Annotated in this window: 19 protein-coding genes and 1 pseudogene; 10 read left to right on the forward strand and 10 right to left on the reverse strand. The window is 70.9% G+C overall.

All coding sequences use genetic code 11. The annotated features are described in order from the left end of the window. Positions 1-15 precede the first annotated feature (15 nt). Positions 16-150, forward strand: a pseudogene (locus ABT001_RS10070) (hypothetical protein); the annotation flags it as partial. Between the two features lies 1 nt (position 151). Here ABT001_RS10070 and ABT001_RS10075 read toward each other — a convergent pair. Beyond that, on the reverse strand, positions 152-955 hold the full coding sequence (locus tag ABT001_RS10075) for a transglycosylase family protein (protein ID WP_351274976.1): 804 nt from the start codon (positions 953-955) through the stop codon (positions 152-154). Between the two features lie 124 nt (positions 956-1,079). Here ABT001_RS10075 and ABT001_RS10080 point away from each other — a divergent pair, with 124 nt between their 5' ends. Further along, positions 1,080-1,445: a PH domain-containing protein gene (locus tag ABT001_RS10080; RefSeq protein WP_031090635.1), complete on the forward strand. Its 366-nt coding sequence runs from the start codon at positions 1,080-1,082 to the stop codon at positions 1,443-1,445. Positions 1,446-1,460: 15 nt separating this feature from the next. On the opposite strand, the gene ABT001_RS10085 is transcribed toward ABT001_RS10080, so the two are convergent. Both ABT001_RS10085 and ABT001_RS10090 read right to left on the reverse strand, forming a co-directional pair. After that, positions 1,461-2,213, reverse strand: a complete 753-nt coding sequence (locus ABT001_RS10085; protein ID WP_351274978.1) for a peptidoglycan recognition protein family protein — start codon at positions 2,211-2,213, stop codon at positions 1,461-1,463. Positions 2,214-2,305: 92 nt separating this feature from the next. Beyond that, positions 2,306-2,950, reverse strand: a complete 645-nt coding sequence (locus ABT001_RS10090) for a ScbR family autoregulator-binding transcription factor (RefSeq protein ID WP_351274980.1) — start codon at positions 2,948-2,950, stop codon at positions 2,306-2,308. 103 nt (positions 2,951-3,053) lie between these two features. Here ABT001_RS10090 and ABT001_RS10095 point away from each other — a divergent pair, with 103 nt between their 5' ends. After that, entirely contained in the window at positions 3,054-3,965 is a 912-nt protein-coding gene (locus tag ABT001_RS10095; RefSeq protein WP_351274982.1) for a ScbA/BarX family gamma-butyrolactone biosynthesis protein, read from the forward strand. Positions 3,966-3,969: 4 nt separating this feature from the next. Here ABT001_RS10095 and ABT001_RS10100 read toward each other — a convergent pair whose 3' ends face one another. Continuing rightward, positions 3,970-4,734, reverse strand: a complete 765-nt coding sequence (locus ABT001_RS10100) for an SDR family oxidoreductase (RefSeq protein ID WP_351274984.1) — start codon at positions 4,732-4,734, stop codon at positions 3,970-3,972. Between the two features lie 212 nt (positions 4,735-4,946). Between ABT001_RS10100 and ABT001_RS10105 the strand changes: the two genes are divergently transcribed. Together ABT001_RS10105 and ABT001_RS10110 are read left to right on the forward strand one after the other, a co-directional pair. Next, positions 4,947-5,855: a quinone oxidoreductase family protein gene (locus ABT001_RS10105; RefSeq protein WP_351274986.1), complete on the forward strand. Its 909-nt coding sequence runs from the start codon at positions 4,947-4,949 to the stop codon at positions 5,853-5,855. Positions 5,856-5,886: 31 nt separating this feature from the next. Beyond that, positions 5,887-6,969 (forward strand): acyltransferase family protein, encoded by a 1,083-nt coding sequence (locus ABT001_RS10110; protein WP_351274987.1) that lies wholly within the window; start codon positions 5,887-5,889, stop codon positions 6,967-6,969. A gap of 74 nt (positions 6,970-7,043) precedes the next feature. Here ABT001_RS10110 and ABT001_RS10115 read toward each other — a convergent pair whose 3' ends face one another. From ABT001_RS10115 to ABT001_RS10130, 4 genes are all read right to left on the reverse strand, one after another. Beyond that, positions 7,044-7,349, reverse strand: coding sequence for an SCO5918 family protein (locus ABT001_RS10115; RefSeq protein ID WP_351274989.1), 306 nt, complete (start codon positions 7,347-7,349; stop codon positions 7,044-7,046). A gap of 64 nt (positions 7,350-7,413) precedes the next feature. After that, entirely contained in the window at positions 7,414-8,988 is a 1,575-nt protein-coding gene (locus ABT001_RS10120; protein WP_351274991.1) for a DEAD/DEAH box helicase, read from the reverse strand. A gap of 300 nt (positions 8,989-9,288) precedes the next feature. After that, a complete protein-coding gene (locus tag ABT001_RS10125; RefSeq protein WP_031090619.1) occupies positions 9,289-9,492 on the reverse strand; it encodes a cold-shock protein in 204 nt (67 codons plus the stop codon). A gap of 304 nt (positions 9,493-9,796) precedes the next feature. Beyond that, complete coding sequence (locus ABT001_RS10130; protein WP_351274993.1) at positions 9,797-10,141, reverse strand: MerR family transcriptional regulator; 345 nt, start codon at positions 10,139-10,141, stop codon at positions 9,797-9,799. Positions 10,142-10,502: 361 nt separating this feature from the next. On the opposite strand from ABT001_RS10130, the gene ABT001_RS10135 reads away from it, so the two are divergent. Together ABT001_RS10135 and ABT001_RS10140 are read left to right on the forward strand one after the other, a co-directional pair. Next, the gene (locus tag ABT001_RS10135; protein WP_351274995.1) at positions 10,503-11,087 is read left to right on the forward strand and encodes a hypothetical protein; all 585 of its coding nucleotides are present in this window, start codon (positions 10,503-10,505) and stop codon (positions 11,085-11,087) included. Positions 11,088-11,193: 106 nt separating this feature from the next. Next, entirely contained in the window at positions 11,194-11,412 is a 219-nt protein-coding gene (locus tag ABT001_RS10140; RefSeq protein ID WP_351274997.1) for a hypothetical protein, read from the forward strand. Positions 11,413-11,467: 55 nt separating this feature from the next. Here the strand turns inward: ABT001_RS10140 and ABT001_RS10145 are convergent, their stop codons facing one another. Further along, positions 11,468-13,162 (reverse strand): SpoIIE family protein phosphatase, encoded by a 1,695-nt coding sequence (locus tag ABT001_RS10145; RefSeq protein WP_351274999.1) that lies wholly within the window; start codon positions 13,160-13,162, stop codon positions 11,468-11,470. A gap of 75 nt (positions 13,163-13,237) precedes the next feature. Further along, complete coding sequence (locus tag ABT001_RS10150; protein WP_351275001.1) at positions 13,238-13,981, reverse strand: alpha/beta hydrolase; 744 nt, start codon at positions 13,979-13,981, stop codon at positions 13,238-13,240. 171 nt (positions 13,982-14,152) lie between these two features. Here ABT001_RS10150 and ABT001_RS10155 point away from each other — a divergent pair, with 171 nt between their 5' ends. The 3 genes from ABT001_RS10155 (at position 14,153) to ABT001_RS10165 (ending at position 16,794) form a co-directional block, all read left to right on the forward strand. Next, complete coding sequence (locus ABT001_RS10155; RefSeq protein WP_351275003.1) at positions 14,153-14,638, forward strand: peroxiredoxin; 486 nt, start codon at positions 14,153-14,155, stop codon at positions 14,636-14,638. 104 nt (positions 14,639-14,742) lie between these two features. Next, positions 14,743-15,264: an NfeD C-terminal domain-containing protein gene (locus ABT001_RS10160; RefSeq protein ID WP_351275005.1), complete on the forward strand. Its 522-nt coding sequence runs from the start codon at positions 14,743-14,745 to the stop codon at positions 15,262-15,264. Positions 15,265-15,351: 87 nt separating this feature from the next. Then, positions 15,352-16,794, forward strand: coding sequence for a flotillin family protein (locus ABT001_RS10165; RefSeq protein ID WP_351275007.1), 1,443 nt, complete (start codon positions 15,352-15,354; stop codon positions 16,792-16,794). Positions 16,795-16,803 lie beyond the last annotated feature (9 nt).

The raw sequence follows: 16,803 nt of genomic DNA on the forward strand, positions 1-16,803 counted from the left end.
TCCACACCGCGTAACGCGCGCACCTCGCGGCAGATCCTGGATGTCATGACCACACACCAGGCCCGAAGGCTCTCCACAGAGGAGTCCCCTGGTCTCGACGCCCTGCGCCGACTGCTCCCCGAGGATGTCCCGGCACTGCCCGGCCGGTGAGTCAGAGCTTCAGCTGGAGGCGCTGACCGGGGAAGATGAGGTGCGGCCCACGGTCCAGGACCTCACGGTTCAGCTCGTACAGCGCGGGCCAGCCACCGGACACGTCCGCGCGCTCGGCGATCACCGAAAGGCAGTCGCCCGGCTCGACGACGTACGTCTCCGTGCCGGCGAGGTCCTCGGAGTGGCGGGTCGCGTCGCTGCCGCTGCTGCTGTGCGTGCCATCCGTCGAGCTGTCCGAGGACGAGTGACCGGTGGAACCGTTGCTCGAACTGCCGGTCGACTGCCGCTCGGGGGCCGGCTGTGCCGCGTCGTTCCGGTCCGCGCTGCCGGACTCGGAGGAGCCGGAGGAGGACGAGCTCGACGTACCGTTCGCACCCAGGCGTCCGCAGGTGGGCCAGGCGCCCATGCCCTGCGAGCGGGCGACGCGTTCACCGACGGCGATCTGTTCGGCCTTGGTGGCGAGGTCGGCGCGGGGTGCGTACTGGGCGCCGCCGTAGGCCCGCCAGGTGGAGGGGGCGAACTGCAGGCCACCGTGGTAGCCGTTCCCGGTGTTGATGCTCCAGTTGCCACTGCTCTCGCACTCGGCGATGCGGTCCCAGTCCGTTCCCGCCGTGAAGGCCGGGGCGACGACGGTCGGGGCGATGACGGCCCGGGCGGGAGCGGCCTGGGCGGGTACCGCCCGGGAGGGGGCCTTGGCAGGGGCGTCCGCGACGCTGCGGCCGGCGAGGCCGAGCACGCTCAGGAGGACGAGCAGAAGGGCGAGCACCGATTCGACGGGCCGCTTGGCGAGGGGTGATGCCGGCATGACGGTATTCCTCCGCTGTGCTCCGGAAGGTGTGCAAGGGCACGAACAGATAAGCCGCCGATATTCTTTTCAATGGGCTTTGACGCGTTCAACGTCCGCACATTCACTCGGGTGGGGGTCTTTCATGGCACTGTTCGGCAACGCGCACACCGTCGATCCGGCGGCGGCACAGCGCGACTACGCACGGCTTCTCGGACCGGGCGAGCAGGTGCACGCCGCGTATCTGCTGATCCGCGACACGATCCTTTTCACCGACCGCAGGCTCGTCCTCATCGACAAGCAGGGGATCACCGGCAAGAAGGTGGAGTACCACTCCGTCCCCTACCGGAGCATCACGCACTTCGCGGTGGAGACGGCGGGGACCTTCGACCTGGACGCCGAGCTGAAGATCTGGATCTCGGGCTCCGCGACCCCCATCCAGAAGACGTTCACCAAGGGCGTCGACATCTACGAGGTCCAGGCCGTCCTCACCCAGTACGTCGCGCGCTGACCCTGCACGAGCGCGTCAGGGCTTCCGGGCGGCAGCGGCGGCCGCCGCCCGGATACGGGCCATCTCCGCGCGGATCGTGGGGAGTCGGGCGTAGAGCGCCTCGCCCGGGCAGTAGGTCTGAAAGGTGTCGCGGTGACCGGCCACGGCATGGAGGTAGACCACCTCACCGCGCCTGTACAGGCTCTCGTCGTTCGTCGAGACCATCCGCACGATGCCCCGTGGATCGACGGCCCGGTCCAGCTTCCACGCGCCCACCTTCGCGATCCCCTCGATGAGCGCCTTCGGCACCTGTGTGCCGGGGTCGAAGGTGCCGAGGGCCGCGATCCCCACACTGTGCGCGTTGAAGCCGGTGGTGTGGGCCCCGCGCACGGAGCGCCCGACACCGCCCGCCCGGCCCTCGTACACGGTCCCGCAGCGGTCGACGACGAAGTTGTAGCCGATGTCGTCCCAGCCCTCGCCCCGGACGTGCGCCTCCTCCATCGCGCGGAGCATCGCGGGGGCGTCGGCGCAGTCGTACGCGTTGGTGTGCCCGGTGTGATGGACGAAGACGGCCCTCACCGTCCCCGTGTACACCGCGTCCTCCCTCACCAGGCTCTCGTCGGCGTGCCACTGCGCCCGGGTGACGATCGCGGGCCGCGGGGCTCCGGCCGGCGTGGCCGGCTTCGCGGTGCCCCCCTCGGGCGCGACGAGCCGTACCGGCGCGTCCCGGAACACCAGGAACGCCAGCGGCACGGCCATGGCGCACACGGCTGTTCGGCGAAGCCACATAGGGCCACCATGCGGGCTGACCAGCGGCGTCGCAGGTAACCGGCGCCCGATCGGGTGACCTGCGGCAGCGCGGCTGCGGCAGCGGCCGACGGTCAGGGAAGGGCGACCGCCTGCTGCTGCTCCATGATCCGCGCCGCGCGGTGCGGGGACGTGTCGAGCCGGGCCAGCACACCGGGGACCGCGTTGTTGGGGAGGATGAGCTCGAAGAGCGCGGATATCTCGGCGACCAGGTCCGGCGGCTCGGCCATGGCCTCGGTCACCAACTGCACCCCGGTCCACGCCCCGACGACCAGCCTGGACGTCGCCGCCGGATCGACGTGCGGAAGGAGCTCGCCGCGCTCCTTGGCCTCGGTCAGCATCTCCGTGTTGAGAGCGATCCAGTCCGGCCAGCGGGTACCGAACAGCCCACGCGCACGCGGGTCGACGGACAGCCGGATCGAGGCACTGAGCAGGGGTTCCCGTGGCAGCCGGTAGGCGAGGAGGAGCGCCGTGTCCACCCATTCCTGCAGCTTGAACGTCTGCGGGGTGACCCCGTCCGACGTCACCGCCTCCTGGAGGACGCCACGGGCCAGCTCTTCCTTCGACGTGAAGTGGAAGTAGAGCGCGCCCCTCGTGAGACCGGCCCGGTCGAGGATCGCTGCGATCGTGGCGGCGTCATAGCCGTGCTCGTCGAAGACCTCGGCAGCCGCTTGCAGGAAGATGCGGCGCGTGCGGATCGCCCGTTGCTGTCGTGCCAACTCGCGCTCCCCTTTGCACGTTGCATGAAGCTTCAAAAAGTACCGGTGAACCGGTACCATATCAGCGTCGTAACGTCCGTTTTGCGCCATGTCCAGGAGGGCCGTGCCCGACATATCCGCCGGTCCGATCCCCCCGCTTCCCGCGGTCGAGGACCGGAACGACGTCCTCGAGGAGTACGTCCACCTGCGACGTTCCGACATGCTCCTCCTCACGTCCTGGCAGCGCACGGAACATGGCGAGTTCTCGCTGTCCGCGAGGTGGCCGGCGCCCGGGTCCGGCCTCTCCTACGACCCGCGCATGCTGACGCAGACCGTGCGGCAGAGCGGCCTGGTCATCGCGCACGCGGCCTACGGCGCCCCCCTCTCCGACCACACGGTGCTGAACTACTTCGACTTCACCGTCGCTCCCGGGTTCGACGTACCCGGCGGGACGCCCTGCGACCTCACGGTCGAGGTCACGGTCAAGGACGCCAAGGAGCGCGGGAGGAAGGTCAGTTCACTCGACATGGAGTTCCGCATCTACCGGGAGGGCCGCCTGGCCGTCCGCGCGGACTCCGAGTTCGGGTGGCTGTCCACGCGCGTCTACCGCCGGCTTCGCGGCGATCACTTCACCGTCGACTGGAACGCGTGGCCGCTGCCCGCTCCGGTCGACCCCCGCACCGTGGACCGGGTCGACCCGTCGGACGTGGTCCTGGCGGCCGGAGACCGGACCCTCCATTGGCAGTTGCGCAACGACGTGGCCAACACCGTGCTGTACGACCACCCGGTCGACCACGTCCCGGGGCTCGCCCTGATGGAGGCGGCCGATCAGGCCGCGCGGGCCGCCCTGCACCCCGACCCCTTCGAAGTCACCACCGTCACCAGCGCGTTCGAGCGGTACACCGAACTCGACCGCCCCTGCTGGATCGAGGCGGAGGTCCTGGCCTCCGCCTCCGGAGAGACCTCCGTCGAGGTCACCGCCACACAGGACGGCACGGCGGTCTTCCGGAGCCGGCTGAGCGGCATCCGCGGCTGACGGCTCACTGGTTGACGAAGCCGCCGTCCACCGGCAGGACCGTGCCCGTGAGGAAGGGGCACCGGTCGCTGAGCAGCCAGGCCGCCGCCTGGGCGATCTCCTCCGGTTCGGCCGTACGCCCCTGCGGTGTCATGCCGTTGACCATCTCCTCCAGTCCGGGGTTACGCCCGAACCAGTCGGCGGTGATCTCGCTGCGCGTGGTGCCCGGGGCCACCGCGTTGACCCTGATGCCCTGTTGGGCGTACTCGTCCGCGGCGGCCCTGGTGAGACCGATGACGGCGTGCTTGGCCGCGATGTAGGGCGCGGCCGAGGGTATGGCCACCAGGCCACCCACGCTGCTGTTGTTCACGATGGAGCAGGTGCCGGAGTTCGCCAGCATGGCCGCGATCTCGGGCCGGAGGCAGTTCCAGACGCCCCTCACGTTGGCGTTCATGACGGCGTCGTAGACGTCATCACCCATGAGGTGCAGCGGAGTTCGGTCTCCGCCGAGTCCGGCGTTGTTGAAGGCAGAGTCCAGTCGGCCGTAGGTGTCGACCGTGAAGCCGACAGCACGGGCGGCGTCCTCGGCCACCGTGACGTCGCAGACGACGTACGAGGCTTGCGCCCCCTTGTCCCTCAGTTCGCCGACCAGGGAGGCGAGTCGGTCCTCCCTGCGCGCGGCCAGGACGACCGTCGCGCCTTCCTCGGCGAACACCCGGGCCGCCGCCGCGCCGATACCGCTGCTCGCCCCGGTGATCAGGACGACTCTGTCGTGAAGAAGATCGCTCATGGGGGCAGTCTGGCAGGGCGCCCGCCCTGCGACCACGGCCATGCACACCCCAATGCTTCGACGCACAGTCACGGCAAAAACAGACCGTACGTCCTGTTTTCGACCTGCTTCCGCCACGGGACCGACCGCGTAACCGCTGCGGGCCGACGCGTACCCGCCACGGGCGGACCAGAGCCTCCGTCGGGCCGGAGGGCCTCGCGGTACCGTGCGGCATGCTCGCCATACAGTTCGACCGATTCGGTGGCCCCGACGTACTCCGCCCCGTGGAACTGGCCGCCCCCGTGCCAGGCCCCGGAGAGGTGCTCCTCACCGTCGAGGCCGCCGGGGTGAACTTCGCGGACACCCACCAGGTGGACGGCTCCTACCTCGGCGCCGATGCCCTGCCGTACGTCCCCGGCAGCGAGGTCGTGGGCCGCACCCCGGACGGGAGGCGGGTGCTGGCCCGGGTCTCGCACGGTTACGCGGAGCAGGTGACCGCCAAGGAGTCCGGCGTCCTGGAGATCCCCGAGGACCTCGGCGCCGCCCAGGCCCTCGCCCTGATGATGCAGGGGCTGACCGCCTGGCACCTGCTGCGCTCGGCGGCCCGGCTGCGTGACGGCGAGACCGTCGTCGTGCACTCAGCGGCGGGCGGCGTCGGCAGCCTCGCCGTCCAGCTGGCCAGGGAGTTCGGAGCGGGCCGGGTGCTCGCCCAGGTCTCGACCCCGGCCAAGGAGCGGCTCGTCCTGGACCTCGGCGCGGACGCGGTGATCACCTACCCCCTCACGGAGAAGGCGGACATCGTCCTGGACGCCGTCGGCGGGGACCTCTTCGACCAGGCCCTCGACTCCCTGGCCTCCTTCGGCCGGCTGGTGACCTACGGCAACGCCGCCCGCTCCGGCTTCACCCCGGTCGACCCGGGCCGGCTGGGCCGGCTCAACGCCTCCGTCACCGGATTCTGGCTTCGGCCCACCCTTGCCGCCCCGGGCGCGGTCGACGGACCCCTGGCCGAGCTCCTCACCCTGGTCGCCGACGGCCGCCTCACACCGGTGGCGGGCGGCAGCTACCCGCTCGCCGACGCCCGGCGCGCCCACGAGGACCTGCTGGCCCGCCGGACCACCGGAAAGCTGATCCTGACCCCGTGAGCCCTCCGGGGTGAAGTCGTAAGGTGGCCCGATGCCCTCCCTGACCTCACGCACCCCGGCACCGGCCGCCGACGGGGGCGGAGCACCGGCCGCCGCGCCGTCCCGCACCGGCCGTGACCCGTTCTTCGACAACGCGAAGTACCTGGCCATCGTCCTCGTCGCGGTGGGTCATTCCTGGGAGCCCCTGCCCGACAGCGGACGGTTGGTGGAGACGCTCTACACCTTCGTCTACACGTTCCACATGCCGGTCTTCATCATCATCGCCGGATACTTCTCGCGCGGACTCGAACTGCGGTCCGGGCGGGTCTGGGTCTGGAAGCTGGTCACCGGCCTGGTCGTGCCCTACGCCGTCTTCGAGATCGCCTACACCCTCTTCGAGCGCCTGACCGGCACCCCGGACTTCTCCCTGAGCCCGCTCACGCCGTACTGGCTGCTCTGGTTCCTGCCCGCCCTGTTCCTCTGGCGCCTCACCACCCCCTTCTGGCAGACGGTCCGGTGGCCCGTGGCGGTGTCCCTGGTCATCGCGGCCATGGGAGCGGTGTCGAGCAACATCGGCGGGGACCTGCAGCTCCAGCGCGTCCTGCAGTTCCTGCCGTACTACGTCCTGGGGCTCCAGCTGCGGCCCGCGCACTTCGACTTCGTACGCCGCCGCGCCGTGCGCCTCGCGTCCGTACCCGTCTGTCTGGTGGCCCTGGCCGTCGCCTACTGGGCGGTGCCGCGCACGACGACCTCGTGGTTCTTCCGCCGCTACGGCGCCGAACAGCTCGGCTCACCCGCCTGGACGGGCGCCGTGGTCACCCCGCTCCTGTTCGCCTGCGCCCTGGTGCTCAGCGCCTGCTTCCTCGCCTGGGTACCGAACCGCAGGCTGTGGATGACCGCCCTCGGCGCCGGCACGCTCTACGGCTACCTGCTGCACGGCTTCGTCATCAAGGGCGCGGTCAAGCTCGACCTCTACGACATGGACGTCGTCTCCACCCCGCTGGGCCGGATCCTGGTGTCCGTCGCCGCCGCGGCCATGGTCACGGCCCTCTGCACCCCGCCCGTCCGACGGATGTTCCGGTACGCCGTGGAGCCCCGGCTCGACCGGGCCAGGAAGCCGGACCCGGCGGCCTGACGGCAGCCACCCGGACGCACCGCACCCCCGGGCCGGGAGGGCTCGGGGGTGCGGGTGTACGTACGGGTCGCGGCTCAGGCGTCAGGCGTGCCGAGCATGGCGGACGCGTTCTCCAGCGGGGTCAGCGGCGCCACGGGTGCGGGCACCTCCGCCGGACGGCAGGTGAAGCCGAGACGCGACAGCGCCCTGGTCACCTCGCCGGCGCTGAAGTCCCGGCGGTCCTGCCGCGTGATGATCTCACCGACCTGCTTGACGGGGTAGACGCGGCGGCTGATGACCACCGCGTCACCGGTGACGGGCTCGGGCTTGACGCCCTTCATCAGGTCCTCGACCTCGTTCTTGAAGAAGTCGAAGGGGAAGCGGGCGATCACACAGCGCATGGTGCCTCAACAAGATCGTCGTGGAGAAAGCCGGACAGGGTCGGCCGGGCTCCCGGCCGGATGGCTACGCGGCCTTGTTGGACCGGCGCTGCGAAGCCGCGGCACGCGCCTGCGGCGTCGCCGTGTTGGCGTTGGAGCGGCGTCCCTGGCCGGGACGCGCGCCGCGCCGGCCACGCGGACCGGAGCCGCTGCCCTTGCCGCGCTCCGATACCGGTGAGGTGATCGTGACGGGCACACCCGACGGGGCCTGGGCCCCGGTGATACGGCTGAGCTCGGCCTCGCCGGAGCGGACCTGGGCGACCTGCGGGGTGATCCCGGCATCGGCCATCAGCCGGGTCATCTCGCGGCGCTGGTTGGGCAGCACCAGCGTGACGACGCTGCCGGACTCACCGGCACGAGCGGTACGGCCGCCACGGTGCAGGTAGTCCTTGTGGTCGCTGGGCGGGTCGACGTTGACGACCAGGTCGAGGTTGTCGACGTGGATGCCTCGGGCGGCGACGTTCGTGGCGACCAGCACCGTGACGTGGCCGGTCTTGAACCGGTCCAGGGTGCGGGTGCGCTGCGGCTGCGACTTGCCGCCGTGCAGCGCGGCCGCGCGCACACCGCTGTGCAGCAGGTGGTCGGTGAGCTTGTCCACCGCGTGCTTGGTGTCCAGGAACATGATCACCCGGCCTTCGCGTGCCGCGATCTCGGTGGTCGTCGCGTACTTGTCGGAGCCCTGGACGTAGAGCACGTGGTGCTCCATCGTCGTCACCGCACCGGCCGCGGGGTCCACCGAGTGGACGACCGGGTCGTGCAGGTAGCGGCGGACCAGCAGGTCGACGTTGCGGTCGAGCGTGGCCGAGAACAGCATCCGCTGACCCTCGGGACCGACCTGGTCCAGCAGCTCGGTGACCTGGGGCATGAAGCCCATGTCGGCCATCTGGTCGGCCTCGTCGAGGACGGTGATGGCGACCCGGTCGAGCTTGCAGTCCCCGCGCTCGATGAGGTCCTTCAGCCGGCCCGGGGTGGCGACGACGACTTCGGCGCCGCCGCGCAGCGCGCTGGCCTGGCGGCCGATCGACATGCCGCCGACGACCGTGGCCAGCCGGAGCTTGAGGGACCGGGCGTAGGGGGTGAGCGCGTCGGTGACCTGCTGGGCCAGTTCCCGGGTGGGGACCAGGACCAGGGCCAGCGGACGGCGCGCGTCGGCGCGGTTGCCCGCGGTGCGGGCCAGCAGGGCCAGACCGAAGGCGAGCGTCTTGCCCGAACCGGTACGGCCGCGGCCCAGGACGTCCCGGCCCGCGAGCGAGTTCGGCAGGGTGGCCGCCTGGATGGGGAACGGCACGGAGACGCCCTCGGAGGCCAGCGCCGCCAGCAGCGGGGCCGGCATGTCCAGGTCCGCGAAGGTCTCGGCGGCCGGCAGGGCGGGGGTGATGGTCACCGGCAGGGCGAACTCACCCGACACGGAGGAGGAGCGGCGGCCGTAGCCACCGCCACCGGAGCGCTTCGGACCGCCGGAGCGGCCCTGCGAACCCGGGGCGCCCTGCCGTCCGGACCCCGACGAGCGGAATCCGTTGGCGGTACGGCTTCCGGCAGATCCACCGGAACGCGTCCGGGAAAATCGGTCGTTAGTGCGAGCTGTGCGATCGCGGTTCAATGGAGAACCTTTCCCTCGAATGGCACGTATCGAGGGATTCTTTCCGGGCGGCTGCAGCCATGTACGGCGCCAAGAATCGCAAGAACGAGCCGATGAAATAACGAAAAACGAAGCCCGTACGGCGGATGAACCAGCCGGATTCGGCACTCCATATGACTGCATATAACCGCAGCGCCATGACCTGTACACGCCGGGAATTACTCCATCGGCGTGTCAGCCCCGGCGACCGCCGGGAAAACACAACGAGCTGGGACCCGCACCCCAAGGTGCGGGCCCCAGCTGCGCCATACGCCTGAGTGATCAGGCGGGGGTGATGTTCTCCGCCTGCGGGCCCTTCTGGCCCTGCGTGACGTCGAAGTTCACCTTCTGGCCTTCCTGCAGCTCGCGGAAGCCCTGGGCGGCGATGTTCGAGTAGTGGGCGAAGACGTCAGCGCCGCCACCCTCCTGCTCGATGAAGCCGAAACCCTTTTCCGCGTTGAACCACTTCACGGTGCCAGTAGCCATGTCATATCTCCTTCGGGGCGTTGCCCGTGGGCTCACACTGTGCGAGCCCTACGTCGCCGCAAATGATTGCCCCGACCGGGATGAACCGGAAATACAAAAGCGCGCCCACCGGAGTGAAAACGGTGAGTGCACTTGAAGTTTTGGGAACCACAACTGCAACTGAGATCAACAGTAGCACGATTCGGGCACAAGCGAGCTGTACGCCATATCACTACCGCGTCACTCCGCCGCACACTGCATAAACTCTCACCGCTCATTACGCGTATTTCTGTGCCCGCCGAAACAGATATGGCCCGGGCGCCGGTCAGGAATCGGCGCCGCTCCGGTCGGCCGCAGGCCTCCGCAGCTGTTCGTTGAGGCGCAGGGCCTCCTCCAGCTGGTCCTCCAGGATGACGATGCGGCAGGCCGCCTCGACCGGCGTGCCGCCGTCCACCAGCTCGCGGGCACGGGCTGCGATGCGGAGCTGGTAACGCGAATAGCGGCGATGACCCCCCTCGGAACGCAGGGGAGTGATCAGCCGGGCCTCACCGAGGGCACGGAGGAAACCTGGCGTCGCACCGATCATCTCGGCGGCACGCCCCATGGTGTACGCGGGGTAGTCGTCGTCATCGAGACGGTCCGTGGCCTGCGACGGGGATTCCGGGGGCATCTGCACCTCTTCTGCTGCGCATCGGACCACTGATATGGCCTGACTGCACAAGAAACCCTAGGCGTACGGATAGGTCATGTCTATCGCGGCTGGAGGAGGTTTCCGCCGTCCTCGGCGCCGCCCGCGCGCGCACGCGCGGTGAAACCGCACCGGCCGGAGCCCGCAGTCACCGCCCGGAACAGCCCGGACCACCCAACAGCGCTGACCGGCCGGTCAGTTGTCGGCAGACCTGTGAACGGTCATACTGCACGGGTAGCCCTTCACGCATCCCCCGTCGTGAAGGGCTACATTCACGCCCGGCCACCGGTGCCTCCCGCCCCACGAGGCCCCCGCGCCCACCCCGACCCGGAGCAGACACGGCATGAGCGGCACCGACAGGACCACCACGGCGGCCCGCACGGTCACGGACGTCCTGCAACCCCGCAATGTGCTGCTCGTCGGCATGCTCGCCATCGGGCTGGCCTCCGCGGGTGACTGGACCGGACTCCCCTGGGGCCTCCTCGGCGCACTCTGCGCCGGCCTCGTCCCCGCCGGCTACATCGAGTGGGAGCGCGGGCGCGGGACCTGGGGCGACCGCCACGTCGTGGACCGGACCCAGCGGGGGCCGATCTTCCTGGTGATCCTGGGTTCCATCGGCACCGGCACGCTGATCATGGTCCTGGGCGGCGCGCCCCTCGGCATCCTGATCGCGATGATCTCCCTGTGGGTCATGACCACCGTGCTCCTCGCGGTCAACACCCTCTGGAAGATCTCGGTCGACTCGGCGGTCGCATCGGCCGTGGTCGCCCTTCTCTGCGTGACCCACTCCCCGTGGTGGCTGTGCGCGGGTGTGCCGGCCCTCGCCGTGTGCTGGTCACGGGTGGCCCTGGGTTACCACTCGGTGGCCCAGACCGCCGCCGGGGCGGCCGTGGGAGCGGCGACGACGGCCGGTTTCCTGTTCGCCTGAGACGCCTGCCAGGAAATATCCACGTCGGCCCCCGATTGCGGACCCGCCCAGGAGCCGGTTACGTGGACGGAGGGGCCGCGCAGCGATGTCACCGGGAGGCACGCAGATGCCCAGGAAACACGCGAACTCGAAGGTCGGACTGCTCCTGAGCCTGGGCAGCAGCGCGATCGCCGTCGCCCGCACCGTGAAACAGATGCGCAGGGCCCGAGGCACCCAGGACAAGCTGACCGCCGCGAACACCGTGGCGGGGCTGCTGCCCCTGGGCACGTCCGCCCTGCTCGTCCTGCGCCGGCTGCGCGGACGCTCCCACCAGCACGCGGGCTGAACCGGCCCCGCCGTGGGCGCTCAGACCTCCCCGGTCCGGGCGCCCACCCGTGTGTTCAGCAGCCCCGGCTGCGTGACACCAGTACCGCGATGTCGTCCTCGGCCGTGTCCGCGAACCGCTCGACGACCTCTTCCAGCAGATCGTCGAGCCGTCCGCTCGCCGGCAGCGTGAGCCGCGCCAGACGCCCGATCGACTCGTCGATGTCCTCGCCCCGGCGCTCCACGAGCCCGTCGGTGTACATGAACAGCACCGTCCCCGGAGCGCAGGGCAGAACCGTCGTCGTGTAACCGCCCCAGCCCGTGCCCAGCGGCGGCCCCACCGGGATCCGTGCCACCCGCGCACCGCTCGCCCCCGGGTCGATGAACACCGGCGGCGGATGGCCCGCGCTGGCCACCTCGCAGACCCCCTCCCGCCGGTCGACGACCGCGACCAGGCAGGTCGCCGCCCGGTCGAGACCGGAGCGTTCGACGGCCTGGTCGAGCCGCTCCAGGATGCGGTGCGGCGGCTGGTCGTCGTCGGCCATGATCCGCAGCATCGAGCGGTAGTTGCTCATCGCGACGGCGGCCTCCACCCCGTGTCCCATCACGTCGCCCATCACCTTGAGGTGTCGTCCGCCCCGCAAGGGGATCGCGTCGAACCAGTCGCCGCCCACCAACGCCCCGGCGCCCGCGGGGAGGTAGAGGGACGCGATCTCGATGCCCGACTCCGGCACGCGCGGCTCGGAGAGCAGCGACCGCTGGAGCTCGCGGGCGATGCCGTGCTCGTGCGTGTAGCGGTAGGCGTGGTCCAGGTCGACGGCGGCACGGCCCGCGAGCGTCCGGGCGACGACGACATCCAGCCCCTCCGTGAAGGGCGGCGAATCCCCGCACCGCAGCAGGCTGAGCGCCCCCAGCGGGTGTCCCCGCGCGGTGAGCGGCACGACGAAGGCGGAGTGCAGCCCGATGGCACGGTACGCGGCGGTCCGCTCGGGGGAGGGTGCCGTGCGCCCGAACTGCTCGTCGTCGGCGAGGTTCACGATCACCGGCTCGTCGGTGGCCAGACAGCGGGTCACCGCCGCGCTCTCCTGGTAGTCGATGTCCGTACCGGGGCCGCCGAACTGGGACATCGCGTCGGCGAGGTCCGGGGTCGCCGCGAGCCCACTGCGTCGCAGGCGCAGCGTTCCGGTCGGCGGTTCGCGCCGGCCGCGCCCGTTGTCCTCGGGGATCAGCTCGACGACGGCCACATCGGCCATCTCGGGAACCACGAAGTCGGCGAGTTCCTGGCAGGTGGTCTCCGCGTCCAGCGTCGTACCGACTCGGGCGGCCGCGCTGTCCAGGAGCGTCAGATAACTGTTGGCCCGCCGCAACTCCTCCCGCTGGCCCTGGGTGGCGGTGACCTCCTGGGCGACGGCGACCAGCCCCCGCACCCGCCCGTTCTCCTCCAGCCGGTGCAGGGCGACCCGCCAGAAGCGCCGCTCGATGACGGACTCCACCCAGGTCTGCCCGCTGGTGGTGAGGTCACGGGGCTCCCCGTCCGCCAGCACCAGGCGCATGACGTCCACCCGTACGTCCATGTGAGGCAGCACCTCGGCGACGGACCTGCCCAGATGTGCCGCGGCCGGCACCCCGTTGAGCCGTTCGAGCGCGGCGTTCACGTAGACGTACCGCAGCTCCGTGTCGAAGACCGCGACCCCGGCCGGGCTGCCGCCGAGCACCTCGGCCACCGCAGCCGCGTAGGGGGGCGGCGCATCGGCATGCTCTTCGGCCGGCAAGGGGACCTCCAGAGGGGAGACGTGTCCGGCGGATGCGGAGCCTCAGCCCTCACCGGCTGCCCTGCACCCGGTCTCTCATCCTGTGCCGCCCCGGTCCGCGCCGCATCTCCGCTGACCGCCCGGGCCCGGTGACAGCAGGTCCAGGTCCACGGTCCCGTCCGCCGTCGGTGCGTCGGCCGGCAGGTCCAGTGCGGTGGCCACGCGGTCGGGGACCGGCCCCTGTCCCAGCAGGCCCTGGACGAGGGTGGCCGCCAGGTGGTGCCAGACCGCGGCCCGGCGGATCATCGCGTGGTCGCTGCCCGGGATCGTCACCAGGCAGGTGCGGGCGCCCGCACGCCGCGCCCTGGCCGTGAGCGACCGGGATGCCAGGGGGCTCGTCACCCGGTCCCGGGTGCTGTGCAGCAGGACGACGTCGCGCCCCGCCAGCTGGGTGACCGGATCACCGGGCGGGCACCACGGAGCGAGGCCCACGACCGCGCGGACCAGCGGATGCCCGGCGGCGTGGAGGGCGGCGCGGGCCCCCATGGAGTGGCCGAGCAGGACCACGGGGATGTCCCCCGCCTCCCGCCGGAGCGCGTCCAGCACCCGAACGGTGTCGTGCAGCGGGTCCTGACGGGCTCCGTTCCAGCCGCGGTGCGTGTAACGGACCCGCCGCACACGGACACCGGAGTCACCGCGCACCGCGCGGGTCACCGCGCGCGAGACGGGCAGCATCCGCAGACCGGGCAGGTTCAGGGCCCCCGGTGCCGGGGCGGCCAGACCCGTCTCGTAGCCGCCATGGAGGATGAGCACCGCTGCCGACGGCTGTCCTTCGGCCACGCGTACCTCCTGTTCGAGGTGCGGGGCCGGTGCCCGCGCACACCACATGTTCGGTGCCGGAGGCCCTGCGGATGGGTCGAACGTGCCGAAGCGTGGAATGTGCCGGTGAACGTGCCGTTGACTGTGCGAAGCACGAACCCATCCCGCCACGCGACCCAAGGAGGCGCCACCATGGCGTCAGGACCCCGAATCGGCTCGCCCGCACCGGACTTCACCCTCCCCGGCGGCATCCTCGCCGACGACACCTTCGCCCGGAGCGACTACACCCTCACCGCCGCACGCGGCCGCAGCATCGTGCTGGCCTTCTACCCTGGTGACAACACGACCGTCTGCACCAAGCAGCTCTGCTCGTACTCCTCCGGATTCGAGACCTTCGAGGGCCTCGACGCCGAGGTCTGGGGAATCAGTCCACAGGATGTGGACAGCCACGAGTCCTTCGCGCGGGGCTACGACCTGCGCATGCCCCTCCTCGCCGACACCGGGCGTGAGATCGCCCGGGCCTACGGGGTCGCCGCACCCGGCATCGGCGTACGCCGCTCCGTCTTCCTGATCGGGCCGGACGGGGTCCTGCGGTGGAAGCACGTCGCCCTGCTCGGGGCCACGTTCCAGTCGCTGGACACCCTCGCCGAGCAGCTTTCCGGCATCAAAACGGCCTGATAACTGCCGGACTTCGGCAGTACCCCCGGCGCCCGCCGTGTGGGACCATGCAGCCAGTTCGACGGAAACATATCGGGGGATTGCGAACACGGGGGAGTGATCGCGTGACCGTATTTCTTGGTCTCGGCATTGCCGGAATCGTCCTTCTCGTTCTCTCCCTGATCTTCGACGGAATCCTCGAAGGGCTCCTCGGCGACGCGCTCGGCGGGCTGCTGAACGGCTTCTTCGACGGTCTCCTCTCGCTGCCCGTCATCGCCGGCTTCCTCTCCATGCTCGGCTTCGGCGGTGCGATCGTCCTCGGCACCACGGACGTCGGCACCCCGGTGGCCGTCGCGGCGGGCGCCGGAGCGGGGCTCGTCGCGGCCTGGCTGACCTGGAAGTTCAGCCAGGCCCTGATGCGCGATCAGACCACGGCCACACCCCGGGGTGACGACCTGGTCGGCACCTCGGGGTCCGTCGTCACACCGATCCCGGCCGACGGCTACGGCGAGGTGCTGCTGCGACTCGCGGGCCAGACCGTGAAGTTCTCCGCGAAGAGCGCCGTGCCCGTCGAACGCGGCGCGGAGATCTGGGTGGAGGCCACCCTGTCGACCACCTCGGTCACGGTCCGCCCCGTCGAGCGCTGACCGACCACCACCGAGCCCCACGCCTGTCCGAAACCCGCACAACCGAACACACTGCCGTCCCGTCGGGAGGGCAAGGGGGACACCCACATGAGCCCAGTCCTGATCGCCATCATCGGCGTAGTCGTACTCGTCGTACTCCTGGCCCTCGCCGTCATCACCCGGTACAAGGTCGCGGGCCCCAGCCAGGCCTTCATCATCACCGGCCGCCGGGGCAAGAAGTCCACCGACCCGGTGACCGGACGCACCAGCATCGACAACAGCGGCCAGAAGGTCGTCGTCGGCGGCGGCGTCTTCGTCGTGCCGTTCGTCCAGCAGAAGTTCACCCTGGACCTCTCCAGCCGGCACATCCCCGTCGCCGTACGCGGCGCCGTCACCCTGCGCGGCGTGAAGTCCCACCTCGAAGGCGTCGCGATCGTCAAGGTCGGCGGCAGCGAGGACGCGATCCGCGCCGCGGCCCAGCGCTTCCTCCAGCAGCAGAACGGCATCGTCGGTTTCACCCAGGAAGTGCTCTCCGGAGCCCTCCGCGCCATCGTCGGCCGCATGTCCGTCGAGGACATCATCCGCGACCGTGCCGCGTTCGCCGGCCAGGTCGCCGAGGAGGCCGAGGCCAGCCTCTCCGGCCAGGGCCTCATCCTGGACGCCTTCCAGATCCAGGACATCACCACCGAGGGCTCCTACCTGGAGGACCTCGGCCGCCCCGAGGCCGCCCGCGCCAAGCAGGAGGCCGACATCGCCGAGGCCATCGCCCGGCGCGCCTCCGAGCAGGCCCGGCTGAAGGCGGCCGAGGAAATCGCGATCGCCGAGCGGACGTTCTACCTCAAGCAGGCCGAGATCAAGGCGGAGACCGAGGCGGCGGCGGCCCAGGCCGACGCCGCCGGGCCCCTCGCCGAGGCGGCCCGCCAGCAGGAGGTCCTCGCCGAGCAGGAGAAGGTCGCCGAGCGCCAGGCGGCCCTGACCGACCGCGAGCTCGACACCAAGGTCCGCAAGCCCGCCGACGCCGCCCGCTACCAGGCGGAGCAGGAGGCCGAGGCCCGCCGCATCGCCCAGGTCAAGGAGGCCGAGGCCGACGCGGAGCGCTCCCGCCTCACCGGTGAGGGCGAGAAGCTCCACCGCTCGGCCCTCGCCGACGCCGTACGCATCGAAGGCGAGTCCGAGGCCGCAGCCATCGCCGCGAAGGGCGCCGCCGAGGCCGAGGCCATGCACAAGAAGGCCGACGCCTTCGCCCGCTACGGCGACGCGGCCGTCCTCCAGATGCTCGTCGAGGTGCTCCCCCAGGTCGTCGCCAAGGCGTCCGAGCCGCTGAGCGCCATCGACAAGCTGACGGTCATCTCCACGGACGGCGCGAGCCAGCTGTCCCGCACGGTCACCGACAACGTGGCCCAGGGCCTGGAGCTCCTCAACTCCACCACGGGCGTCGACCTGGCCGCCCTGCTCCGCAGCCTGCAGGGCAAGGCGGGCGGCGGCACGGACTCCGTGCCGGCGGTCCCCGCTCCCGCCGCAAACGGCGAGAAGATCGACATCAAGGACTGACCCGGTCCC

The organism is Streptomyces sp. NPDC002793, assembly GCF_040295485.1.
GTDB lineage: Bacteria > Actinomycetota > Actinomycetes > Streptomycetales > Streptomycetaceae > Streptomyces.